This is a genomic window from Novosphingobium resinovorum (assembly GCF_027922145.1).
Lineage (GTDB): Bacteria > Pseudomonadota > Alphaproteobacteria > Sphingomonadales > Sphingomonadaceae > Novosphingobium > Novosphingobium resinovorum.
In genome coordinates this window covers 456,153-478,012 of record NZ_BSFC01000044.1, presented here as the reverse complement: position 1 = coordinate 478,012, position 21,860 = coordinate 456,153, and the positions used below count along the sequence as shown (strand labels likewise).

Annotated in this window: 18 protein-coding genes; 10 read left to right on the top strand and 8 right to left on the bottom strand. The window is 66.6% G+C overall.

The genetic code is table 11. The annotated features are described in order from the left end of the window. Positions 1–97: 97 nt before the first annotated feature. The 3 genes from PKE80_RS24930 to PKE80_RS24920 all read right to left on the bottom strand — a co-directional run bounded on the left by PKE80_RS24930 (position 98) and on the right by PKE80_RS24920 (position 2,961). A complete protein-coding gene (locus PKE80_RS24930; RefSeq protein WP_271184777.1) occupies positions 98–481 on the bottom strand; it encodes an OsmC family protein in 384 nt (127 codons plus the stop codon). An 11-nt stretch (positions 482–492) separates the two neighbouring features. Then, positions 493–1,404 (bottom strand): pirin family protein, encoded by a 912-nt coding sequence (locus tag PKE80_RS24925; protein WP_271184776.1) that lies wholly within the window; start codon positions 1,402–1,404, stop codon positions 493–495. 234 nt (positions 1,405–1,638) lie between these two features. Beyond that, complete coding sequence (locus PKE80_RS24920) at positions 1,639–2,961, bottom strand: MFS transporter (RefSeq protein WP_271184775.1); 1,323 nt, start codon at positions 2,959–2,961, stop codon at positions 1,639–1,641. 462 nt (positions 2,962–3,423) lie between these two features. On the opposite strand from PKE80_RS24920, the gene PKE80_RS24915 reads away from it, so the two are divergent. Further along, positions 3,424–5,922, top strand: coding sequence for a TonB-dependent receptor (locus PKE80_RS24915; RefSeq protein ID WP_271184774.1), 2,499 nt, complete (start codon positions 3,424–3,426; stop codon positions 5,920–5,922). Positions 5,923–6,215: 293 nt separating this feature from the next. Here the strand turns inward: PKE80_RS24915 and PKE80_RS24910 are convergent, their stop codons facing one another. The 4 genes from PKE80_RS24910 to PKE80_RS24895 form a co-directional block, all read right to left on the bottom strand. Beyond that, positions 6,216–7,568 (bottom strand): sensor histidine kinase, encoded by a 1,353-nt coding sequence (locus PKE80_RS24910; RefSeq protein WP_271184773.1) that lies wholly within the window; start codon positions 7,566–7,568, stop codon positions 6,216–6,218. Next, positions 7,565–8,242 carry a response regulator transcription factor gene (locus tag PKE80_RS24905; protein WP_211150292.1) on the bottom strand — a complete coding sequence of 226 codons (678 nt, stop codon included), beginning with the start codon at positions 8,240–8,242 and terminating at the stop codon, positions 7,565–7,567. The genes PKE80_RS24910 and PKE80_RS24905 overlap by 4 nt, the downstream gene beginning before the upstream one ends. A gap of 104 nt (positions 8,243–8,346) precedes the next feature. Next, positions 8,347–9,708 carry a sensor histidine kinase gene (locus PKE80_RS24900; protein ID WP_271184772.1) on the bottom strand — a complete coding sequence of 454 codons (1,362 nt, stop codon included), beginning with the start codon at positions 9,706–9,708 and terminating at the stop codon, positions 8,347–8,349. A 78-nt stretch (positions 9,709–9,786) separates the two neighbouring features. Beyond that, positions 9,787–10,464: a response regulator gene (locus PKE80_RS24895; protein ID WP_271184771.1), complete on the bottom strand. Its 678-nt coding sequence runs from the start codon at positions 10,462–10,464 to the stop codon at positions 9,787–9,789. A 96-nt stretch (positions 10,465–10,560) separates the two neighbouring features. Here PKE80_RS24895 and PKE80_RS24890 point away from each other — a divergent pair, with 96 nt between their 5' ends. From PKE80_RS24890 to PKE80_RS24860, 7 genes are all read left to right on the top strand, one after another. Beyond that, positions 10,561–11,658 (top strand): ABC transporter substrate-binding protein, encoded by a 1,098-nt coding sequence (locus tag PKE80_RS24890; protein WP_008831176.1) that lies wholly within the window; start codon positions 10,561–10,563, stop codon positions 11,656–11,658. Further along, the gene (locus tag PKE80_RS24885; protein ID WP_271184770.1) at positions 11,655–13,139 is read left to right on the top strand and encodes a porin; all 1,485 of its coding nucleotides are present in this window, start codon (positions 11,655–11,657) and stop codon (positions 13,137–13,139) included. Before PKE80_RS24890 ends, PKE80_RS24885 begins: the two co-directional genes overlap by 4 nt. Before the next feature lie 41 nt (positions 13,140–13,180). Then, positions 13,181–14,482, top strand: a complete 1,302-nt coding sequence (locus PKE80_RS24880) for a CitMHS family transporter (protein WP_271184769.1) — start codon at positions 13,181–13,183, stop codon at positions 14,480–14,482. Between the two features lie 282 nt (positions 14,483–14,764). Then, complete coding sequence (locus tag PKE80_RS24875) at positions 14,765–15,838, top strand: AbrB family transcriptional regulator (RefSeq protein ID WP_069708054.1); 1,074 nt, start codon at positions 14,765–14,767, stop codon at positions 15,836–15,838. Next, on the top strand, positions 15,831–16,901 hold the full coding sequence (locus tag PKE80_RS24870) for a D-alanine--D-alanine ligase family protein (protein WP_271184768.1): 1,071 nt from the start codon (positions 15,831–15,833) through the stop codon (positions 16,899–16,901). Before PKE80_RS24875 ends, PKE80_RS24870 begins: the two co-directional genes overlap by 8 nt. Further along, positions 16,898–17,551 carry a YjbE family putative metal transport protein gene (locus PKE80_RS24865; RefSeq protein WP_271184767.1) on the top strand — a complete coding sequence of 218 codons (654 nt, stop codon included), beginning with the start codon at positions 16,898–16,900 and terminating at the stop codon, positions 17,549–17,551. Before PKE80_RS24870 ends, PKE80_RS24865 begins: the two co-directional genes overlap by 4 nt. 135 nt (positions 17,552–17,686) lie before the next feature. Next, complete coding sequence (locus tag PKE80_RS24860) at positions 17,687–18,130, top strand: Rrf2 family transcriptional regulator (protein WP_271184766.1); 444 nt, start codon at positions 17,687–17,689, stop codon at positions 18,128–18,130. Positions 18,131–18,140: 10 nt separating this feature from the next. Here the strand turns inward: PKE80_RS24860 and PKE80_RS24855 are convergent, their stop codons facing one another. Further along, positions 18,141–18,938 (bottom strand): transporter, encoded by a 798-nt coding sequence (locus PKE80_RS24855; RefSeq protein WP_271184765.1) that lies wholly within the window; start codon positions 18,936–18,938, stop codon positions 18,141–18,143. Positions 18,939–19,120: 182 nt separating this feature from the next. Between PKE80_RS24855 and PKE80_RS24850 the strand changes: the two genes are divergently transcribed. Together PKE80_RS24850 and PKE80_RS24845 are read left to right on the top strand one after the other, a co-directional pair. Further along, positions 19,121–19,915 (top strand): SDR family oxidoreductase, encoded by a 795-nt coding sequence (locus tag PKE80_RS24850; protein WP_271184764.1) that lies wholly within the window; start codon positions 19,121–19,123, stop codon positions 19,913–19,915. Positions 19,916–20,090: 175 nt separating this feature from the next. Beyond that, a complete protein-coding gene (locus PKE80_RS24845) occupies positions 20,091–21,842 on the top strand; it encodes a chloride channel protein (RefSeq protein ID WP_370424749.1) in 1,752 nt (583 codons plus the stop codon). Positions 21,843–21,860: the final 18 nt, after the last annotated feature.

Here is a 21,860-nt window from a genome sequence, read left to right as displayed (position 1 = left end):
GATCCGCGGCGCGTTCGTCGGACGGCCACGCACCGCATTCGTCGAACTGCGAAAGAACTTCTGAGCGGCTTCGCAGACAAGCCGGAAGTGCGAGGCCTCAGGCGAGCGTGGTGTCGATCGGTACGCCCGCCTTAAGCGTCAGGGTCACCGGCGTGCGTTCTGCAATGTCGGCAAGCCGGGCCTTCTGATCGTCATCCAGGCCCGCGATCACAAGCTTGCGGTCGATCCGCATGGTGTCCTTCCCGCCGGCCAGATGCAATTCGACATCCAGCGCCTGCAACGGCCAGCCCTTTCGCGCCGCATACATCTTAAGCGTGATCGCGGTGCAGGCGCCGAGGCTGGCAAGCAGAAGATCATAAGGGGCTGGCCCGGCGCCCTGCCCTCCCAATGCTGCTGGTTCGTCTGCTGTGATCCGGTGGCCACCGACGACGATCTCGGTGCGCCAGGGCGTATCGCCGATATGTGCGGTTCCATGTGCCATGATCGCTGTCCTTATGCCGGAAGGGGAATGAATTCGTGCTCGTGCGGGACGGAAGCGAACCGCTGTTCGCGCCAGTCCTCCTTGGCCTGCTCGATCCGATCGGCCGATGACGAAACGAAATTCCAGAAGACGTGCCGCTTTTCAGGCAGGGGTTCACCACCCAGGAGCATCAGGCGAGCACCTGCCCGGGCACGCAGGACTACTTCGGCATCCGGCTTGAACACCACAAGCTGACCCGCCACGAAAGTCCCGGTCTGGCCTTCGACCTCGACGGTGCCGGAAACCACGTAGATCGCGCGTTCGATATGCTCGGCCTTGACGCGATAGCGCGCACCGTCCTGCATGTGGATGTCGGCATAGACCATGTCGGACCAAGTCTTGAGCGGCGAAGTCATGCCGTCCGAACTGCCCGCGATCAGGGTCAGGCGTGTGCCTGTATCTTCGGTGACGGGAATCTCGTGAGCCTTGTGATGCGAGAAGGCCGGAGCGGTTTCTTCCGCTTCCTTCGGCAGAGCAACCCAGGTTTGCAGACCGAACAGCTTGCCGCCCTTGGCGCGATTGTCTGCAGAGGTCCGTTCGGAATGCACGATGCCGCTGCCTGCCGTCATCCAATTCACTTCGCCCGGCCGGATGGTCTGCAGCGAGCCGAGCGAGTCGCGATGAAGGATTTCGCCTTCGATGAGGTAGGTGACCGTCGAAAGGCCAATATGTGGGTGAGGACGGACATCAAGCCCTTCGCCGCTACGAAACACCGCCTCGCCCATCTGGTCGAAGAAGATGAAAGGACCGACCATGCGGCGCTGCGCACTCGGCAAGGCCCGGCGCACTTGGAAACCGTCTCCCAGATCACGCACCGGAGGCAGAATGACCTGCTCGACGCCTTCAACGTCGTACTCCGGGCTAAGCGAGGAATGAATGGTCATGGCGTTCGGTCCTTGGTCACGGTGGATGCTGTAAGGGAGTTTCCCTGTCCATTCGTCGTTACCTTGATCCAAAAATCTCAATCAGCCGAAAAATCTCGCACGGATCATTCAACAAATCCGAAAAGCCTTGCCATCATTTCAGCGCCGACATGCCGTCTGAAGCTAACTGCCGCCGGGTGCCGCGACGATGCTAGCCTTTGACGCGATGACGATGACCGTGCCCCCGGCGGTTACTTACCGGTCCGAGCAGGCAGTCCAGCGCGCAATCACTCGGCCCTGAACGATCACCGAACGCACCGCGCAACCGCATGACACGATCAACGCAGGCACGGCAGTGATCGCAATGGCCGACAGCAGCCGCCCGTTCAGCAGCAGGTCGGAAAGCATGCCCGCCACCAGAGGACCGACCGCGCAGAACACCGAAACGACGAAGCTCCAGATCGCGAAACTGCGGGCGCGCAGCGAAGCCGGTGTCAGGTCCTGCAGCATCGTGGGGACGAGCGCATTGGCGGTGCAGGTGAGGAACAGGAAAAGGACTACCGCGAACAGCGCCTGATCGATGTCCGACGCTGCCAACAGCAAAGCCGCGCAAGGCACGGCAGCAAGCGCACTTAAGCCCATGATCAGCGGCCTGGCAGCAAGGCCCATTCGTTTGCGCAACAAACGATCAAGCACCCCCGCCACGGGCAAACATCCGATGCTGGTCGCCAAGGTCACTACCCCCAGAGCGTGACCGATCGGCCCCATGCCTGCGTTGAACCTGCGCTCCAGCGCCAGCGCGATCAGTGGATTGAGCGCCTGCACTGCGATCATCAGGCTGCCGGCCACGCCCACGAACAGCCCGACCGCCTGCCAACGCTCACGCAGGAACGCTGGCAGCGAGCCCTGCGCCTGCACATTGGCCACCGCGATATGGCGCGGCGGGTCGGTTGCCAGCAAGCCCAGCAGCAACAGGGGCAACCCTGCGGACGACAGCAGCAGCATGGCCTTGCGCCACGCTTCCATGTCGCCGGGAATCAAAGCCTCACCGATCGAGACGATGGCACTCCCGAAGTAGAACCCCGCACTGGCGCCTGCCGCCATCAGGGCCGCAAAAGTCAGGTTGGCGGCAACGCGGTACCGCTCCGGCGCAAGATCCGGTATCAGCGAATAGACAATCGGGATCATCGCGAACTCGGTAACCCCCGCAGCGGCGCGCCCCACGAAAAACAGGGGAAAATCAGGTGCCACCGCACTCACCACCATCAGTGTCGTCCAGGCGACGATCAGGCCCAGCAGCACCAGCTTGCGCGAAAAACGGTCAGCCAGCCGCGCGACCGGCACCGCGACGGCACTTCCCACAAGTACTCCCGCCAGTCCCTGCAGAGCGCCGATCGTCGCGTCACTCACAGCGAAACTGTGCTGGATCGCCGACAGCACGATCGCCTGCAGCCCTCGATCACTCATCTGGATGCCCGCAGTCACCCCCAGAAAGCCGACGGTGAACAGGCCGCCGGTCGTCCAGGCAGCGGGCGCCGGGTGATCGATATGTGCGGTGCCGGAAATGACCGCAGCCACCTCAGCCTTTCTCCGAGGTCTGCATCATGCCAGCAGCCGAATTAACCATCGTGTCACGCTTCCCCAGAATTGGTCCGAAAACCCATCGAAACACCGCTCTTTGTTGCAACTGATTCGCACTTGCTGCAATAACTTACGGCGCGCCGGGTGAAATTTCACCCACGAGGCAGGCTGAAGAGGCAGAGGCGAGAGATAACGCCTCGCTCGCCTTCAGCTATCAAGCTGCTGGACAATCACGAGTTGGCAGCGGCCAAATCCTTGCAATAGCCCGGCCGCAGAGATTTTTTCAAAATGTTGCCGCCGTATATTACGCCGGTCTTCCAAGCACTTGCCTCGAACATGAGACGAAGATGAAGGTCGCGCGACTCAGATGTCATCGAACTTCCATACAACTGTCGTGATGCAGCCATATTAGCCGCCCCGAGGCAGACAAATTCTGCCAAAAAAGGGTGGAAATTCAACATGATGAATAAGGTTGTCCGCGCGACGCTGCTCGCCGGCTCGATCCTCGCCAGCATGAACGCCTCGAGCGCCTGGGCCGATGCTCCCGCAGCCGACGCTGCGGCGGACGCAGCAGCGGATTCGGGCCTCGGCGACATCGTCGTCACCGCGACCAAGCGCGAGACCAATCTTCAGGAAACCCCGATCGCCATCGCGGTCGTCAGCCAGGCAGCGCTCAAGGACCGCCACGTCCAGAGCCTCTATGACCTCGCCGACGGCGGCGTGCCGTCGCTGCGCGTTGCGACCTTCGAGGCGCGCCAGAGCGCGCTGACAATCGGTATCCGCGGTATCGTGCCGCTCGACGCCAACCAGCCCGCGCGTGAACAGGGCGTCGGCATCTACGTGGACGGCGTCTACATGGGCCGCCAGCACGGCCTCAACGCCGCGCTGTTCGACGTCGAGCGCGTCGAAGTTCTCAAGGGTCCGCAGGGCACCCTGTTCGGCCGCAACACCGAAGGCGGCGCGCTCAGCATCGTCTCGAAGGCCCCCACCGGCGAGTTCGGCGGCCGCATTGATGGCGGCGTCGGCAACTACGGCGCCTACAACGGCAGCATCCACCTCGACCTGCCGGAAATGGCCGGCTTCTCGGTCAAGCTGGACGGCGTGCTGCAGCACCAGGACCCGACCACCAAGAACCCGCTCGAAGGCCAGGCCGGCTTCAACCAGTACCACCGCAAGGGCGGCCGGGTCGCCGTGCGCTGGCAGCCGATCGACGGCATCACCGACGACTTCTCGTACGACGTCGCGCGCGATGCCAACACGCCGTTCTACAGCCAGCTGCTGAACTACAACCCCAATGGCTGCGTCGCCGGCACCCAGGCCGCCAGCGCGGCGTGCACCCTGCCCGGCACCCAGTACACCAACCTGACCGGCACCGTTAAGCCGCTGCTTCCCGGCGTTGTCGTCAACGGCAAGACCCGCATGAAGACCGCCGACATCGGCGTGCCGCAGCAGCCCAGCGTCGACAAGACCCACGGCTTCACCAACACCCTCAAGTGGGCGGCCTCGCCCGAGATCGAGATCCGCGCGATCACCGCCTGGCGCGGCGTCGATGCGACGCAGTGGGACAACTCGGGCGGCGCGCACCGCGTGCCGGTCGTCACCCTGACCTCCGCCTGCACCGAGGCCAAGCCCTGCGGCTTCAGCCGCTACAGCCTTGCCGACCTGCGCCAGCGCCAGTTCAGCCAGGAACTGCAGGCCGTCGGCACCGTGGGCAAGATCGACTACGTCGCCGGCCTGTTCTACTTCAACGAGCACGTCAGCGACGACGCGGCGACGCCGAACTCGAACGGCGTCTACCTCAACAGCGCCGGCCAGGCGGTCTACACGATCCTCGACTCGTGCACCGGCTCGAGCGGGTTCGGTTCGGACGTCGGCTGCCGCTCGATCGACCGCGCCTCGGAAGTGTGGTCGAAGAGCTACGCCGCCTATGGCCAGCTGACCTACAACGCCACCGAGCAGCTCCACCTAACCGTCGGCGGCCGCTACACGCATGACGAGAAGAAGGGCGTCCTGCACTTCTCGCGCAACGTCAACTACGACACCAACACTGCAGCTGCCGCAGCCGCGGGATACTCGCCGCTCGACAAGAAGTGGAACCGCTTCAACCCGATGGCGACCCTCGCCTACGACGTGTCGGACGACCTGCATGTCTATGCTAAGTACGCAACCGGCTACCGCGCAGGCGGCGCATCCTCGCGCACCGCGAACTACCAGGCGTTCAATCCGGAGGACGTGAAGTCCTACGAAATCGGCCTCAAGAGCGACTTCTGGGATCACCGCGCCCGCTTCAATCTGGCCGGCTACATCATGGACCGCAAGAACAGCCAGGTCGACATCAGCTCGATCCAGTCGTTCAACGGCTCGAACTACAACAACCTGGTGACCATCAATGCACCCGGGACCACCAAGATCCGCGGCATCGAAGCGGACCTGACGCTGGAGCCGATCGACGGCCTGACGCTGAACGCGTCCTACGCCTACACCTACACGCACATCCCGCTTGTACCGATCACCTACACCGGCACCAACGGCGCCAGCACCACGGTCGACCAGCAGTTCTACATCGTGTTCACCCCGCGCAACGCGGCGAGCGGCTCGATCGATTACGTGCTGCCGATCGGCGGCAACGACACGAAGCTGAAGTTCCACTTCGACGGCAACTACTCGCAGGCGACCCAGGCCTTCGACCAGTTCGCCACCAAGAACGACGCCTCGCTGATCTTCAACGGACGCATCTCGCTGGCCGACATCGGCGTGGGCAACCAGAAGCTGACGCTGGGCGTGTGGGGCCGCAACATCTTCAACGAACAGTACGTGTTCCGCCGCGACCCGTCGAACAGCCTGCCCGGCGCGCCGACCACCAGCGTGACCACCGGCTCGGTGAACAATATCCTAGGCGACTACGGCAACTTCAACGCGCCGCGCACCTTCGGCCTCGACGCGAGCATCGCGTTCTGACGATTTCCCCCGGCTTTCGCGGGCCGGGGGGACATTGCGGATCGCGCGGGCGAGCATCTGCCCTTTCACGATGGGATAGCCGCTCAAACAGCCCCCGCGCGATCAGCTACTGGACCGGCGTGACGCCTCCCCCGTGTCACGCCGGTCTTTTTGCGCTGTCAGCATCCTCCCTGTCGCGCAGCGATGGGGAGGGTGACGCCCGTGCAGCGGGTGGTGGAGGGGTTGCAAGGCCCCTCCGTCAGCGACTGCGTCGCTGCTACCTCCCCATCGCTGCGCGACAGGGAGGAATGCGCTCAAACCGGCAATCTCGCCACGATGCGCAGGCCCGGCCCGGCGTCCTCCAGCGCCAGCGCCCCCCGGTGGAGGCGCACGATCGCCTCCATCAGCGGTAGACCCAGACCATGGCCACCGCCCTGACCACCGGCCTGCCCCGCCCGCTCGACGCGCCCGAACCGGCGCATCACATGCTCGCGCTGGCTTGCCGGGATTCCCGGGCCATCGTCAGTGACCACAAGCATCACCGCTTCCGCTTCGCGCGCAACCGAGACCCTGATCCGCGTGCCCGAAGGTGTGTGCCGGACGGCGTTCTCCAGCATGTTGACCAGCAGCTGCGACAGGAGTTGCCGGTCGCCGACAAGCTTCGCCTCGTCGGCGCGTTCCATCAGCACGCGCTGGCCACGCTCCTGCGCGACGGGCTGCACCATCTCGACGATCTCCGCTACCAGTTCGCCCATGTCGAGCGGCCGAAAACCGGCCCGGCGCGATCCGTCCTCGATCTCGGCGATCCGCAACATCGCGGAGAACATGCCGAGCAGTTCGTCCGCCTGCATGCGCGCCATGGCCACCCGCTCCCGCACCGGCTCGGCAGCGGCGCTCTGCTCCAGCAGCGCGAGTTCGTTGCGGAGCCGCGCCAGCGGAGTGCGCATCTCGTGCGAGATATCGTTGGAGACGTTGCGGATTTCGCCCATGAGCTGGCCGATGCGGTCGAGCATGCGGTTGAAGGCCCCCGCCTGCTGATCGAACTCGCCGCCATCGCCGGGCATCGGGACGCGCTGGGCCAGATCGCCCTCGATGATCGATTCCGCCGTCTGGCGCACCGCATCGATACGCTTGCCGACCAGCCGCCGAAACGCCAGCAGTCCGGCGAGCACCACCAGCACGATGGCGCCGAACCCGGCGAAGTAGATGCGCCGACGCATGGCGAAGTAATTGTCGACCGGCTCGGTCTCGGCGAAGACGGCAAGGCGCATCCCGCCGCCGATCTCGCGCACCCACACGCGGCCCGCACTCAGGCCCTCGATACGGTCGTCCCGTCCGAGCGAGGAGTAGCCCAGCGGCAGTTCCCGGTTCAGCCGGACGTTGCCGACGATGGGGTTGCCCTGCGCATCGCTCAGCAGCACGCCGAGGTCGCCGGTATCGCGCTGCCGTGCCATCTCCACGATATGACGGCTGAGTTCCCCGCGATCGGGCGTGGTCCCCTTGGGCACCAGCGTCTCACTCTCCGACTCGATGCGCTCATCCACCAGCACCCGCACCATCGAGGCGGTCGCGAAGAAGGTTCCGAACCCCGCCAGCGCCGTCACCGTCAGGAACAGCGCGAGGAACACCACGGTGAGGCCGCGCAGGGATCGGGGGAGCGGCCTCATGCCCGCAGCACGTACCCCATGCCGCGCACGGTGGCGATCGGATCGTCACCGTGCTGCAACAGCTTGACGCGCAACTGGCGTATATGGGCATCGACGATGTTGGTCGTGGTCTCGAAGTCCTGCCCCCAGATCCGCTCGATCAGCATGGGCCGCGTCACCACTTCGCCGGCATCGCGTGCGAGGGCCAGCAGTAGCCGGAACTCGGTCTGCGAAAGCGCCAGCGGCTGTCCGCCGCGCCAGACCATGAGGCGCGAGGGGCTGATCACGATATCGCCCGCAGCAATCGTATCACTGGGCTGCTCGGTCGTACGCCGCGCCCGCACGAGGGCATTGAGCCGCGCGTTCAGTTCGAGCGGATCGACCGGCTTCACCACGTAGTCGTCGGCGCCCGCCTCCAGCCCCTCGACCTTGTCGAGCGTCTGGCCAAGCGCGGTCAGCATCAGCACCGGCATGGTCATGCCCTGGCCGCGCATCTCCCGCAGCAGCGTGACGCCGTCCATCGTCGGCAGCATCCAGTCGAGCACAACCGCGTCGAAGGGCCGTCTGCCCAGCAGCGACAGCGCCTCCTGCCCGTCCCCGGCCGGCTGCACCTCGTGCTCGAAATGCCCGAGTTGCTCGGTAAGCTGGCGGCGAAGGTGGGAATCGTCCTCGACCAGGAGGATCTGCAGGCTCATGCGGACGTGCCCCGTGAAATTGCGCTCCATGAAAGCGCGAGGGTGAATTGTCCCATCATAGTGCCCGGATTTCCGCATGACCACCAGCGAGATGGCAGCGATCGTCAAACCGTGAAAGTCACCGTCACCCACAGGCCCGGCGTCGCATCGCCGAGTTCGAGCTGTGCGCCCATGCGCTCGGCGGTGGACTTGACGATGGCCAGGCCGAGGCCGCTGCCGGGCGGCCCGCGCTCGCCCTGCAGCCGGGCGAAGCGCGACATCGCCATCTCGCGCAGTTCGGCCGGAATGCCGGGGCCGGTATCGACCACCGCGAGCCGGACCACGCCCGCTTCCGCACTCAGTTCGATTTGCGCCATGCCACCGGGGCGATTGTAGCGGATCGCGTTGTCGACGAGGTTGGACAGCATCTCGAACACCAGCGTGCGATGTCCGTGGATGCGGTAAGGCCCGTCTCCGGCCTCGAGCAGCAATTCGACGTCCGCCTCGATCGCCTGCCGGATGCGGCGGGAGATCACGTGCTGGCTCAGTTCCTTGAGATCGATCTCGTGGTCAGGCGGCAGCACCCCCGCCTCGTCGGCACGGGCAAGCGTGAGGAGCTGCGTCAGTAGGCGTTCGAGGCGGTCGGTCGCCTCCTCGATCTCGTGCAGCGCCTCACCCGAGCCGCGCCGCGCCAGCGCGACCTGCACCTTGAGCACCGAGAGCGGCGTGCGCATCTGGTGCGAAGCATCGGCGGTGAAGCGGCGCATGCCGGTGGTGGCGTCGTCAAGCCGCGCCAGAAGCCGGTCGAACGAGCGCGACAGCGGGCGCAGTTCGGTCGGCAACGGTCCGGTGCGCAGCGGCGAGAGATCGGGTGCGGCGCGGGTATCACGCGCCTCGATCACGCCGCGCAGGTCCGAGAGTGGCCGCAGGCTCCACCCGAGCGCGGGGCGGATCAGCAGGAGCACGATGCCGACCAGCACGCACTCGCCGATCAGCAGCGCGATCATCAGCTTGTCGCGCAGGGAATTACGGTTCTGCAGAGTCTCGGCCACCTGCACCACCACAGGCTCATCGATGCGCGGCAAGTTGCGGCGGATCTCGGCTATGCGGATGCGCTGGCCGCGAAACTGCGCGAAACGGAAGCGCGGCTCATCGACGGAGAGCACGGAAATGTCGGGCGCGGGCAAGTCCGCGTAGCCGGTCAGTAGCGTGCGCCCCACCGCGATCCGGTAATAGACGTTGTCGCGCTCGGAGTTCTCCAGCATGCCGAAAGCGGCGGGCGGCAGGTCGAGAGTGACTTCGCCGCGCTCCACCTGCACGGTTTCGGCAATGGCGCCCAGCGCACCGCCCAGCACGCGGTCGTTGGTGCGGCGCACGACGTCGGAAATCAGTACCCAGCCGAGTAGCCCCAGCACCAGCGCCAGCGCCGCCAGCGGCCCGAACATCGCCAGCAGCAGGCGGAAGCGCAGGGAAATCGCGCCTTTCATGGGCTCAGCTGGCGTATGCAGGAGGCGGCTTCGACAGGCCCAGCCTGAGCGGTTTTGGGAGTTTGGCGCAACATCCGCTCACCCTGAGCCTGTCGAAGGGTCGAGCATGTAACCCACCCCGCGCACGGTGCGGATCGCTGGGCCGTCGGGTGCGAGTTTGCTGCGCAGGCGGGTGACGTTGACCTCCAGCGCGTTGGAACCGACCGGATCGTCGAAGCCGAAGACCTCGGCTTGCAGGGTCTCGCGGTTGACGATCTGGCCCGCCCGCGCCGCCAGAGCCTCCAGCACCGCCCATTCGCGGCGGCGCAGTTCGATCAGACGCCCCGCCACCTCGACGCGGCCGGTAGAGCGGTTCACCGTCATCGCCCCGATGGCGATCTCGGGCGCGGCGTCGCCGCCCCGGCGGCGGCCCAGCGCACGCACGCGGGCCTCCAGTTCCTCAACCTCGAAGGGTTTGCGCAAGTAATCGTCGGCGCCGAGGTCGAGGCCGCGCACCCGGTCGTCGAGGCCGTCACGCGCGGTCAGCATCAGGACCTGCGACTGGTCGCCCCGCGCGCGCAGGCGAGCGAGCACCTGGAACCCGTCGATGTCGGGCAGGCCGACGTCGAGGATCACCAGCGAATACGGCTCGGTCGCCGAAACCGACAGCGCTTCCTCCCCGCCCGCCACGTGATCGACCGCGTGTCCCGCCGCGCGCAGCAGCGAAAGGATGCCGCGTGCCAGTGCCGCGTCGTCTTCAACGATGAGGATTCTCACGATCGAAATCCATGAAAGGTCAGTGACAGGTTGAAAACGTACATCATCGAGCGCTGCTTATCCGAACATAGAGGCGGAAAGCGAGAGGAGTCGACAATGCGTTCTTTCACCCCTGTTCTGGCACTAGCGGTCCTTCTGGCCGGACCCGCAGCTGCGCAGAAGCCCGAGGCGCCGCAGCGCCCCTCCGGTTATCCGCGCAGCTACGACACGCTGATCGCCGACGCCCGCGCCGACGGCAAGGTACGCATCTACGCCAATGCCGACCGCGCCGAGATGGTGCCGGTGGTGGCGGAGTTCAAACGGCTCTTCCCCGGCATCGCGGTCTACTACGCCGACATCGGCTCGACCGAGATGTACCAGCGCTACACCCGCGAGACGCGCAGCCGCCAGTATTCGGCCGACATCGTGTGGTCCTCGGCGATGGACCAGCAGATCAAGCTCATCAACGACGGCTACGCGCAGCAGTACGCCAGCCCCGAGAAGCCCGCCCTGCCCGAAACGGCGGTGTGGAAGAACATGGGCTACGGCGTCACCGCCGAGCCGATCGGCTTCGTCTACAACCGCAGGATCATATCCGACGCACAGGCCCCGCGCACGCATCAGGCACTCGAGGAATTGCTGCGCCGCCGCCGCGTCGAATTCACCGGCAAGGTCGCGACGTTCGATGCGGCCCGCTCCAACACCGGCTATCTCTATCTCTCACAGGACTTCCTCGCGACGCGCGACACCCGCTCGCTGGTCGAGGCGATCGGCGCGACGCGCCCCGTTCTGGAAATCAGCACCCAGCCGATGCTGGCAGGCGTCGCCTCCGGCAAGCTGGCGATCGCGTACAATGTCATCGGCTCCTACGCGCTCGAGCAGGCGCGCCGCAGTCCGCAGCTGGGTGTGGTGTTCCCCAAGGACTACACGCTCGTCACTTCGCGCATCGCCTTCATCGGACGGGACGCGCGCCATCCGGCGGCGGCGAAACTGTTCCTCGATTTCCTTCTTTCGCGCGCCGGGCAGGCCCAGCTTGCCCGGCACAGTCTGTGGCCGGTGCGCACCGACGTACCCGCCCGCCGCCTGCCTACGCAGCAGACGCGCGTAGTGCGCGTCGGCCCTCAACTTCTCGTCAATCTGGATCACCTGACCCGGCAGCGATTCCTGCGCGAATGGAACGCCGCTCTGGTCACAGGGAGAGAACAAAAACCATGACCCGTACTCTGATGGCCAGTGCAGCATTCCTTGCGCTGGCAGTTGCCAACCCCGCGCTGGCGCAAGCGCCGACGCGCGACGAACTCGCCGATCTGGTGCGCGCGCAGGCCGCCGAGATCGCCTCGCTGCGCCAGCGCGTCGATGCGCTGGAAGCCACCCGCACCACTGCAGCAGCGCCGCAGCAAAGCGCTCCCGTAGTCGCTGCCGCGGAACCCGAGCAGGCCGCGCCGACCATCCTCTCAACCCAGCCTTATGCGGCACAGCTCCTTCCCCCCGGCCCGGCCGAGCGCGATATCGAGCGCGTGCGCGCCACCGCCGTCGCCGCGACCGACGTGACCACCGAATGGGGTCAGGGCCTGCCGGTATTCCACTCGGGCGACGGCACCTTCAGCTTCAAGCCGCGCGGCCGCATCATCACCGACGTCAGCACCACCCGTGGCTCCAAATACGACGGCCGCAACCTGACGACCACCGGCATGCGCGCCCTGCGCATGGGCCTTGAGGGCACTGTCGGCAGCCACTTGTTCTACCAGTTCGAAAGCGACTTCTCCGAGAACGCGGTCGATGTCGTCACCGCCTTCATCGGCTGGAAGAACAAGATCGCGCCCGGCCTCGACTACGACGTGCGCGTCGGCCACTTGTTCAACGACCGCAGCTTCGAAGGCTCGACCGGTTCGGACTCTACCCCGTTCGCCGAGCGCACCGTGGTCGCCACCGCGATCATCCCGCAGCGCGCCTTCTATGGTCTGGGCATCATGCCGCGCCTGTTCTGGAAGACCGGCCACGCCTCGCTGACCGTCACCGGCGACCGCATCGACGGCGACCAGTCCACCTCGGACAACCGCACCGTGATCGCGCGCGCGCACTGGAACCCGATCAAGAGCCCGCGTCAGGTGCTCCACCTCGGCATCTGGGGCTTCGACGAGCACCTCCAGCCGGGCAAGAACTCGCTGGGCCGGAGCACCGTGATCGGCGGCCGCTTCAACGGCGCGCTGCGGCTTTCGACCGGCGACATCATCGGCGGCACCGGCACCACCGGCTACGGCGCGGAACTCGGCGGCTACACCGGCCCGCTGTGGGTCATGGCCGAGGCGGGCGAACGCCATGCGCGCCTCGACAACGGACGCCCGGACTTCGTCACTCAGGCATGGAGCGTCTCGGGCGGGTTCTTCATCACCGGCGACCTGCCGCCCTACAACCCGCGCCTCGGCAGCTTCGGCCAGCCCAAGGTGCTGCGCCCCGTCTTCGACGGCGGCCCGGGCGCGATCGAGTTGACCGCGCGCTACGAGAACCTGGAATTCAAGGACATCGCCACGCCTGCTCAGGGCTGGGCGGCGACGCTGGGCGCGAACTGGTATCTCAACAGCTTCGTGCGCTTCCAGGTCAACGCGATCCACTGGAACACCGAGAACACCGCCGGAATCTACACCGGCAAGGATGACGGCGAGACGCTCACCGCGCGCGTCGGCGTCACCTTCTAAGCCTTTCCCTTTCAAACCATGACCAGAACCGGGGACCAACAATGAGTCTCGCCCTTATCGGCTTCCTGATGGTGGCCACCTTCATGACGCTCATCATGACCAAGCGGATGACCCCGCTGGTCGCGCTGAGCGTCGTGCCCACCCTCTTCGCCCTCGTCGCCGGCTTCCATGCGGGCCTCGGCGACATGATGATCGACGGCGTCAAGAACCTCGCGCCCACCGGCGTCATGCTGCTGTTCGCGATCCTGTTCTTCAGCACGATGACCGACACCGGCCTGTTCGACCCGCTGGTCGGCAAGCTGATCCGGCTGGTCCATGGCGACCCGATGCTGATCCTGATCGGCTCGGTGGTGCTCTGCGCGCTCGTCAGCCTCGATGGCGACGGCTCGACCACCTACATCATCACGATGGCCGCCATGCTGCCGCTCTACAAGCGCTACGACATGAACCGCCTCTACCTCGTCTGCCTGCTGATGGTGACGAGCGGCGTGATGAACCTGACGCCGTGGGGCGGGCCGACCGCCCGCGCCGCCAGCGCCCTGAAGCTCGATCCCGCCGCGCTGTTCCTGCCGCTCATCCCCGGCATGATCGCGGGCCTCGCGTTCCTCGTCGGCCTCGCCATCTACTTCGGCCGCAAGGAGCGTCGCCGCATCGGCAAGGTGGAGAACCTCGCCGCACTGGAAGCCAGCGACCTCGCCGTCTCGCAGTGGCCCGAAGCGCGCCGCCCGAAGATGATCTGGTTCAACGGCGCGCTCGTCATCGCGCTGCTGGTGCTGCTGGTCTGGGGCGTGCTGCCGCTGCCGATCCTGATGATGCTGGCCTTCGCCATCTCGATGATCGCCAACTACCCCGACACCAAGTCGCAGAAGGAGCGCATCAGCGCGCATGCGGGCAACGTCCTTTCGGTCGTCTCACTGATCTTCGCGGCGGGCATCTTCACCGGCATCCTGTCGGGCACCGGCATGGTCGAGGCGATGAGCAAGGAAGTCGTCGGCCTGATCCCGCCGGTCCTCGGCCCCTACATGGCGCCGATCACCGCGCTCATCAGCCTGCCGGGCACGTTCTTCATCTCGAACGACGCCTTCTACTTCGGCATGCTGCCGATCCTCGCCGAAGCCGGTGCGCACTACGGCGTCGAGCCGATGGCGATCGCCCGCGCCTCGCTGATGGGCCAGCCGGTCCACCTGCTGAGCCCGCTGGTGCCCTCGACCTACCTGCTGGTGAGCCTTGCCGGTGTGGATCTGGCCGACCACCAGAAGTTCACGCTGGTCCCGGCGGCGCTGTGCTGCCTCGTCATGACCGTGGTGGGCATGGCGGTGCTGGCCTTCCCGTTCGTCGGCTAAGCATGATCCTCGCGCGCCCGACCTCTCTCCACACGCCCCGTCACCCTGAACTCGTTTCAGGGTCCATCGGGCCCCGTGGGCCGGAGCGTCGGGCCGCAAGCCGCCGGTTCCGCCGGCGAAACGACCCTCCGGCGCAAACCGGGGGATGGACCCTGAAACAAGTTCAGGGTGACGATGGATGTACTTCGAAGTGATCTCCCCCCTTCGTCATTGCGAGCATAGCGAAGCAACCCAGGGCGGCCTCACACCGCTCTGGATTGCCGCGCCCCTGCGGGGCTCGCAATGACGGTGCGGGGGATCATCGGTGACGCGGGGACGCTGGGCGTCATCCTGCGCTTCATCGCCGCACTCGCCGTCGGCGCGTGCGGCGGCGCCTTCTTCTGGTCGATCCATGCCCCGCTGCCGTGGGTGCTGGGATCGATGACCGCGTGCGCGGCGGGCAGCATCGCGCGCCTGCCGATCGCCGCGAATTCCGCCACCCGCAGGCCGATGTCGGCCGTGCTCGGCGTCGTGCTGGGCAGTGCGTTCCACCCCGGCATAGCCGCGCAGGCGGCGCAGTGGATCGTGCCGATCGCACTGCTACCGCTGTTCCTGACCAGCGCCGCCATCGCCTGCGTCTTCTATTTCCGCAAGATCGCAAAGTTCGACCCGCCCACCGCCTACTTCGCCGGAATGCCGGGAGGCATCGCCGAGATGGTCGTCCTCGGCTCCGAGCGCGGCGCGGACGAGCGCACGATCGGCCTGATACACGGCGCGCGGATCTTCCTCGTCGTCTTCATCCTCCCCTTCCTCATCCGCCTGTTCGAGGCGGAGACCGGCCACGCCCCGCTTCCTCCCCAGGTTTCGGGCGTGGCCGACTGGACCTTGCTGCCATGGGCGCTAGGCTGCATGATCGTCGGCAGCGTGATCGGCCGCGCGCTGAAACTCCCCGCGTGGCACCTGATGGGGCCGCTGTTCGTCAGCGCCGCCGTCCACCTGACGGGCCTCAGCGACTTCCACATCCCGGCATGGGCCATCGCCGCCGCGCAGGTCGGCCTCGGCGCGACGATCGGCTGCCGTTTCGTAGGGCTGGACCTGCCGACGCTGCTGCGCACGCTGATGCTGGCGGCGGGATCGACCGCGATCCTCTTGGTCATAACCTTCGTCTGGGCATTCGGCATCGGCTGGGCTACCGGACTGGACCCGGCGCTGCTGACGCTGGCCTACTCGCCCGGCGGCGTGGCGGAAATGAGCATGGTGGCCCTCAGCCTCGCACTGGAGGCAAGCTTCGTGGTCGTCCACCACCTCGTCCGCGTGGTGCTGGTCATCATCGGCGCGCCCGCCGCGTTCACGTTCATGAGGTCGCCAGATGCCTGATCCCTTCCGCGAACAGATCGCCATCCTCTACCAGGCGATCGAACCGCCGGTGATCGACGGCCAGCGCAAGGACGCCAAGCCCGGCGGCTATTCTGACAGCGGCGCCGACATGGGCGTCGCGCTGCGCTCGGTCGGCTGCACGCTGGTGACGCCGGTGGCCGATCCCGATCCCACATCGGTGTTCGACTGGGTCTGGCCCGACACGCCCGACGGCATCGACGCCGCGCTGGCAGCAGGCGCGACGCTGCTCTGGGCCAACACCGTCGTGTTCGACGGCCACCCGATCGAAGCCGCCAGCCGCCGCGCATGGGTGGTCAGCGCCGATCCGCGCACCATGCAAGAGGTGGACGACAAAGCCGCCACCAACGCCCGCCTCGCCGCCGAGGGCCTGCCCGTCGCCGGTTCCTGGGTGGTCGACGGCGCCGCGCCCGATATTGAGGCGCAGCTTGCCGCCTTCGCCGGGCACCTCCCGCTGGTGGTCAAGCCTTTGCGCGGGCGCGGCAGTCAGGGCGTCAGCGTCGCGCGCAGCATTGAAGAGATGATCGCGAGCACCCGCGCCATCGTCGCAGGCGGCAAATTCGGCACCGCAATCATGATCGAGCAGTTCCTGCCGGGTCAGGAAATCACGATCACCGTCATGCCCGCAGCGGGACGAGAGGGGGCAACCGGCCCCTTCGCCCTCCCCCCGGTCCGCCGATTCGACCAGCATGACGACGTCGCGCCCTACAACGGCGACGTGCCCGTCAGCACCAACAGCGCCGCGATGACGGGCGAGGAATGCGCTGACCCGGCCATCGTCGTGGTCACCGCCGCCTGCGAGCAGGCCGCCGCGATCATCGGCATCCGCACCCCGATGCGGATCGACTGCCGCCAGGACGTGACCGGCGCCTACCTGCTGTTCGACGTCAACATCAAACCCAACCTCACCGGCGCGGGCCGACCCGGCCGCGAGCATGAGGACAGCCTTTCCACAATCGCCGCCGCCGCTGTAGGCTGGCGCTACGCAGACCTCCTCGTCGCGGCCATCCGCGGCGCGTGGACCAACAGGGACAATACCGCATGACCGACTTGTGGCAGCACATCGTTGCCGACTTCTCCAACATCACCAGCCCGGCCGCGCTGTCCGCCTTCGGGCAGGTGGTGCTGATCGACATCATGCTGGCCGCCGACAACGCGATCGTCGTCGGCGCCCTCGCCGCCGGGCTTCCCGCCGCGATGCGCCGCAAGGTCATCATGATCGGCGTGATCGCCGCGCTGGTGCTGCGCGTCGCCTTCGCGCTCGTGGTAAGCCAGCTGATGCAGATCGTCGGCCTCGTCTTCGCGGGCGGGCTCCTGCTCGTCTGGGTGGCATGGAAGATGTGGCGCGAACTGCGCGAGGACCACACCGACGAGCACCCAGATTCGACCATCGCCAAGGTCGCCCCACGCAGCTTCGCCGGCGCGGCATGGGCCGTCGCCGTCGCCGACGTCAGCATGAGCATCGACAATGTGCTGGCAGTCGCGGGCGCGGCCCGCGATCACCCCGGCATCCTTGCCGTCGGCCTGATCCTCTCGGTTGCGCTGATGGGCATTGCCGCCAACGTGCTCGCCCGCGTGATCGAGCGCTATCGCTGGCTCGCCTACGTCGGTCTTATGGTGATCCTGTGGGTCGCGGGCAAGATGATCTGGGAGGGCCTCGTCGACCCTTCGCGCGGAATCATTGCCCTGTTCTGAACGATAAATGCGGACGGCAGGCGACGAACCGCCTGCCGTCCGACCGCCCCGTGATGAGACATTGTATCGGCACGGGTTGCATCGCACTGCACTTGCACGGCATGAGTATCCGATGAACAGCTTCGGAACGCCTGCGTGCAACTGACCCGTTACACCGACTATGCCGTGCGCGTCCTGCTGCATGTCGGTGCGAGGGACGAAGGGGACCTCTCCTCGATCGCCGAGATCGCGCAGACTTACGACATTTCACGCAATCATCTTATGAAAGTGGTGCAGGATCTTGGCCAGGCCGGGTTTCTAGAAACCGTACGCGGTCGTGGCGGCGGGCTGAGGCTGGGTCGCCAGGCGAACGAGATCACCGTCGGCGAGGTTGTACGCCATACCGAAACCGGCTTCCAGCTGGTCGACTGCACGAGTTGCATAGTGCACACCGCCTGCACCCTTCCGCGCGTCTTCAACGAGGCGACACGTGCCTTTCTCGACGTGCTTGATCGTTACACGCTGGCCGATGCACTTACCCGCCGCGACGATCTGCGGCAGATTTTCCGCACTTTTGCCCCGGCCGATCAGGCACTCTGACCCACGGGCGTCAGAACCGCCGCGACACCCCGAAGTACACCTCCATGTCGGGTGCATCCCTATCCAGTCCGGCATTGGCACCGACGTCCAGCTGAAGATCGTCCGCCGGCTGCCAGCCGAGCGACAATCCGGCGAGATGCTCGACATGGCGATGCTGCGGATCGCGATCCGCCGTCAGCTGGTATTCGGCCGTAGCGGTCAGGCTGTCGTCGAGCTTCAGCGCAGCGCCTACTGCCTCGTCGAACGCGAAGTGCCGCCCGTGGCCATCCTCGTCCACGGCAGCCTCGAAGTCCGTGGTGGTGACGAGGCTCACCGCATCAGTAAGTTCGTAGAACAGCGGCACCTGCAGACCCGCCGCCCAGTCCCCGGCGCCGACCGGCTCGCGTCCGACCGGGAGCGATACGAAGGGCATCAGCGCAATCGAAAAGCCGGAGCCGTCCGGATTGATCAGATTGCGGCGCAACGCCAGCGTCACGTCACCTACGCTCGTCACATGATCGACGCCCCCGCTTGCCCGATCCCTCGTACGAGCGAGGCCGAGCGCCGACCACTCCACCTGCAGTTCGGCATGCTCGGCGATGCCACGGCGCAGCAGGGTATCGCCGAGCAGGATCACGTCCTGCCGCTGGCTGGTATCCCGGTTCAGGGTCCAGTCGCCCACGCCCACCTCGACCGACCATTCGCCCGGCCCGAGCGTGCATGCAGGCGTGGAAATGCCCGGACGATCGGGGCAGTAGTCGCGGTCCTCGGCCCGCACCATCGACGGCAGCGCGGTCAGGCAGAGGAAGACGAGCAGGCGGTTACGCAATGATGAATTCCTCACGGCAGGGCATCAGGCAGAATACGCCGCGCCATACTCGGTTCCCCGCGACCGCAAAGCCCGTGGTCCGGGACGCCCGAGCGATACTTGCGCCGGGTTAGCATCGCCGCCGCGACACGGCGGAGCGGGCTGCGCTAGCCAGACCCTCGATACGATTCGGGGAGATGAATATGAAGATCGACAACACCCTTGCCGCCGTGGTCACCGGCGGCGCCTCGGGCCTTGGCCGGGCGAGTGCGAAGGCGCTGGCCGATGCAGGCGTTAAGGTCGCCATCTTCGACATCAGCGAGGACGCGGGCGAAGCGTTCGCGGCGGAAATCGGCGGCGTGTTCTGCAACGTCGACATCACCAGCGAGGAGAGCGTCGAGGCCGGCTTCGCCAAGGCGCGCGAGGCCCATGGGCAGGAGCGCATCGTCGTCCACTGCGCAATCGTCGCGGGCGGCGGCAAGACCGTCTCGTTCGACAAGAAGACCGGCGGCTACAAGCGCACGCCGACCGAGCAGATCGCCAAGTCGGCCGAAGGAATCTTCACCGCCTCCTACCGCGTCGCCTCGATCGCGGCGCTGGGCATGGCAACGGCCGAGACCCTGAACGATGACGGCGAACGCGGCACGATCATCCTCACCTCCTCGGCCGCCGCAGAGGACGGACAGATCGGTCAGGTCGCCTACGGCGGCGGCAAGGGCGCAGTGAACGCGATGGTCCTGCCGATGGCGCGCGACCTCATGGACCTCGGCATCCGCGTCAACGCGATCATGCCCGGCACTTTCGCGACGCCGCCAATGCTGCGCGTCAAGGAACATGCGCCCGAAGTGTACGAGAACCTCGGCAAGGCGGTGCCCTTCCCGCGCCGTCTCGGCAATCCGGAGGAGTTCGGCTCGCTGGTGCTCGAACTGGTGCGCAACATCTATTTCAACGGCCAATGCATCCGCCTCGACGGCGCGATCCGCATGCCGCCGAAGTAAGCGAACACCCACCCCGTACGGCTAGGTCGCTGCGCTCCCAAGCCTTCCGGCCCTCCCGCAGGCGGGAGGGCGTGCCGCTGTTTCTCCCCTCCCGCCTGCGGGAGGGGCTGGGGGTGGGTCTTTTCCCATCTTACTTCCGCTTGACTCCCCCTCCCTGCCCGGCCCAATCGGCCCGATGCGACGCATGGGGATTCACGCTCTCAAGGCCCTGGCCATCCGGCAGCGCCAGCGGCTGCGGTCGAGCGAAATGGCCTTCATCGTGCTGGCCCTCGTCGCCGGGCTGGCGGCGGGCTGGCTAACGAACCTGCAGGGCTTCATCGCCCACGGCATCCAGCGACTGCTCTACGGCATCGGCGACAACCGGCTGAGCGCGCTCGGCGAGATCCGCAACTGGTGGCGCCTACTGGCGCTGCCGCTGGGCGGGCTGGTGCTGGTGGCAATGACGCATTTCCTGAAAGCCCGCCGCCGCGCCCCGATCGACGTCGTCGAGGCCAACGCGCTGCACAGCGGCCGCATTCCCTTCGTCGACAACCTGGTGATCTCGGTCCAGACGATCCTCTCCAATGGCGCGGGTGCATCGGTGGGGCTGGAGGCGGCTTATGCGCAGATGGGCGGCGGCGTCGCCTCGGTGCTGGGGCAGTGGTTCAAGCTGCGCCGCTCGGACATGCGCACCCTTGTCGGCGCGGGCGCGGGCGCAGCGGTCGGCGCCGCGTTCGGAGCGCCGCTGGCGGGCGCGTTCTACGCCTTCGAGATCGTCATCGGAACATATACGCCCGCCGCGATCGCTCCGGTCGTGGCTGCCGCGCTGGGCGCCGCCTTCGTGACGCGGGCGCTGGGAGTGGAGCCCTACCTCATCGCCACCGCCGCCGACCGGACGCTGACCACCGGCGACTACTTCATCTACACCATCCTGGGCCTCGCCTGCGCGCTGGTGGGCATCGCGATGATGCGTCTCGTCACCTTCGCGGAGCAGAAGATGCAGGGCGCAAGCGGTCGCATCGCGCGCTGGAAGCCGGTGATCGGCGGGTTCCTGCTGATGCCGCTCGCCATGGTGACCCCGCAGACGCTTTCCGCCGGGCACGGGGCGATGCACCTCAACATCGCGATGCAACCGGCGCTGCAGTTCCTCGTCACCGTGCTGGTGCTCAAGGTGCTGGCCTCCGCGATCTCGATCGCCTTCGGATTTCGCGGCGGCCTGTTCTTCGCCTCGCTGTTCATCGGCTCGCTGGTCGGGCTGATCTTCGCCGCGCTCGCATCGATGGCGGGTATCGCGCTCGACATCAACGACGCCGCGCTGGTCGGCATGTCGGCGCTCGCGGTCTCGGTGGTGGGCGGCCCGATGACGCTCGCCATGCTGATGCTGGAGACCACCCACGACTTCGCGCTGATGGGCGTTGTGCTGACCGCCTCGCTGGTGTCGAGCGCGCTGACCCGCGAGACCTTCGGCTATTCGTTCTCCACCTGGCGCCTGCACGTGCGCGGCTCGATCATCCGGTCCCCGCGCGATATCGGCTGGATGCTGGCGCTGACGGCCGGGCGCATCATGCGCAAGGACTGGAAGAGCGCAGCGGCCAGCCTCTCGGTCGCAGACTTCCGCGCGCAAGTGCCGCTGGGTTCGACGAGCAAGGCGATCCTGCTCGATGACGAGGGGCACTACGCCGGGATCGTGGCGACGGCTTCGGCGTACAATCCCGAACTGGCGCCCGATACACAAGTGGGCACGCTGGCGACGCTGCAGGCGAACACCCTATCGCCGGTCACGGACATCCGGGCGATGCTGAAAGCCTTCGACCTTGCCGTGGCGGACGAACTGGCGGTGGTGGACGGCGTCGGCAACGTCGTGGGCGTGGTGACCGAACGGCACGCGAGGCGACGCTACTTCGAGGAAATCGAAGCCTCGCAGCGGGAACTGTTCGGGGAGAATTGAGGGCGCGGGGTGCGCCCG

What these genes read in the sequence shown, in the direction of transcription:
- PKE80_RS24930 (WP_271184777.1), bottom strand. Translation starts at nt 481, where the DNA reads ATGGCACATGGAACCGCACATATCGGCGATACGCCCTGGCGCACCGAG.
- PKE80_RS24925 (WP_271184776.1), bottom strand. Translation starts at nt 1,404, where the DNA reads ATGACCATTCATTCCTCGCTTAGCCCGGAGTACGACGTTGAAGGCGTC.
- PKE80_RS24915 (WP_271184774.1), top strand. Translation starts at nt 3,424, where the DNA reads ATGATGAATAAGGTTGTCCGCGCGACGCTGCTCGCCGGCTCGATCCTC.
- PKE80_RS24910 (WP_271184773.1), bottom strand. Translation starts at nt 7,568, where the DNA reads ATGAGGCCGCTCCCCCGATCCCTGCGCGGCCTCACCGTGGTGTTCCTC.
- PKE80_RS24905 (WP_211150292.1), bottom strand. Translation starts at nt 8,242, where the DNA reads ATGAGCCTGCAGATCCTCCTGGTCGAGGACGATTCCCACCTTCGCCGC.
- PKE80_RS24900 (WP_271184772.1), bottom strand. Translation starts at nt 9,708, where the DNA reads ATGAAAGGCGCGATTTCCCTGCGCTTCCGCCTGCTGCTGGCGATGTTC.
- PKE80_RS24890 (WP_008831176.1), top strand. Translation starts at nt 10,561, where the DNA reads ATGCGTTCTTTCACCCCTGTTCTGGCACTAGCGGTCCTTCTGGCCGGA.
- PKE80_RS24885 (WP_271184770.1), top strand. Translation starts at nt 11,655, where the DNA reads ATGACCCGTACTCTGATGGCCAGTGCAGCATTCCTTGCGCTGGCAGTT.
- PKE80_RS24880 (WP_271184769.1), top strand. Translation starts at nt 13,181, where the DNA reads ATGAGTCTCGCCCTTATCGGCTTCCTGATGGTGGCCACCTTCATGACG.
- PKE80_RS24875 (WP_069708054.1), top strand. Translation starts at nt 14,765, where the DNA reads ATGACGGTGCGGGGGATCATCGGTGACGCGGGGACGCTGGGCGTCATC.
- PKE80_RS24870 (WP_271184768.1), top strand. Translation starts at nt 15,831, where the DNA reads ATGCCTGATCCCTTCCGCGAACAGATCGCCATCCTCTACCAGGCGATC.
- PKE80_RS24865 (WP_271184767.1), top strand. Translation starts at nt 16,898, where the DNA reads ATGACCGACTTGTGGCAGCACATCGTTGCCGACTTCTCCAACATCACC.
- PKE80_RS24850 (WP_271184764.1), top strand. Translation starts at nt 19,121, where the DNA reads ATGAAGATCGACAACACCCTTGCCGCCGTGGTCACCGGCGGCGCCTCG.
- PKE80_RS24845 (WP_370424749.1), top strand. Translation starts at nt 20,091, where the DNA reads ATGCGACGCATGGGGATTCACGCTCTCAAGGCCCTGGCCATCCGGCAG.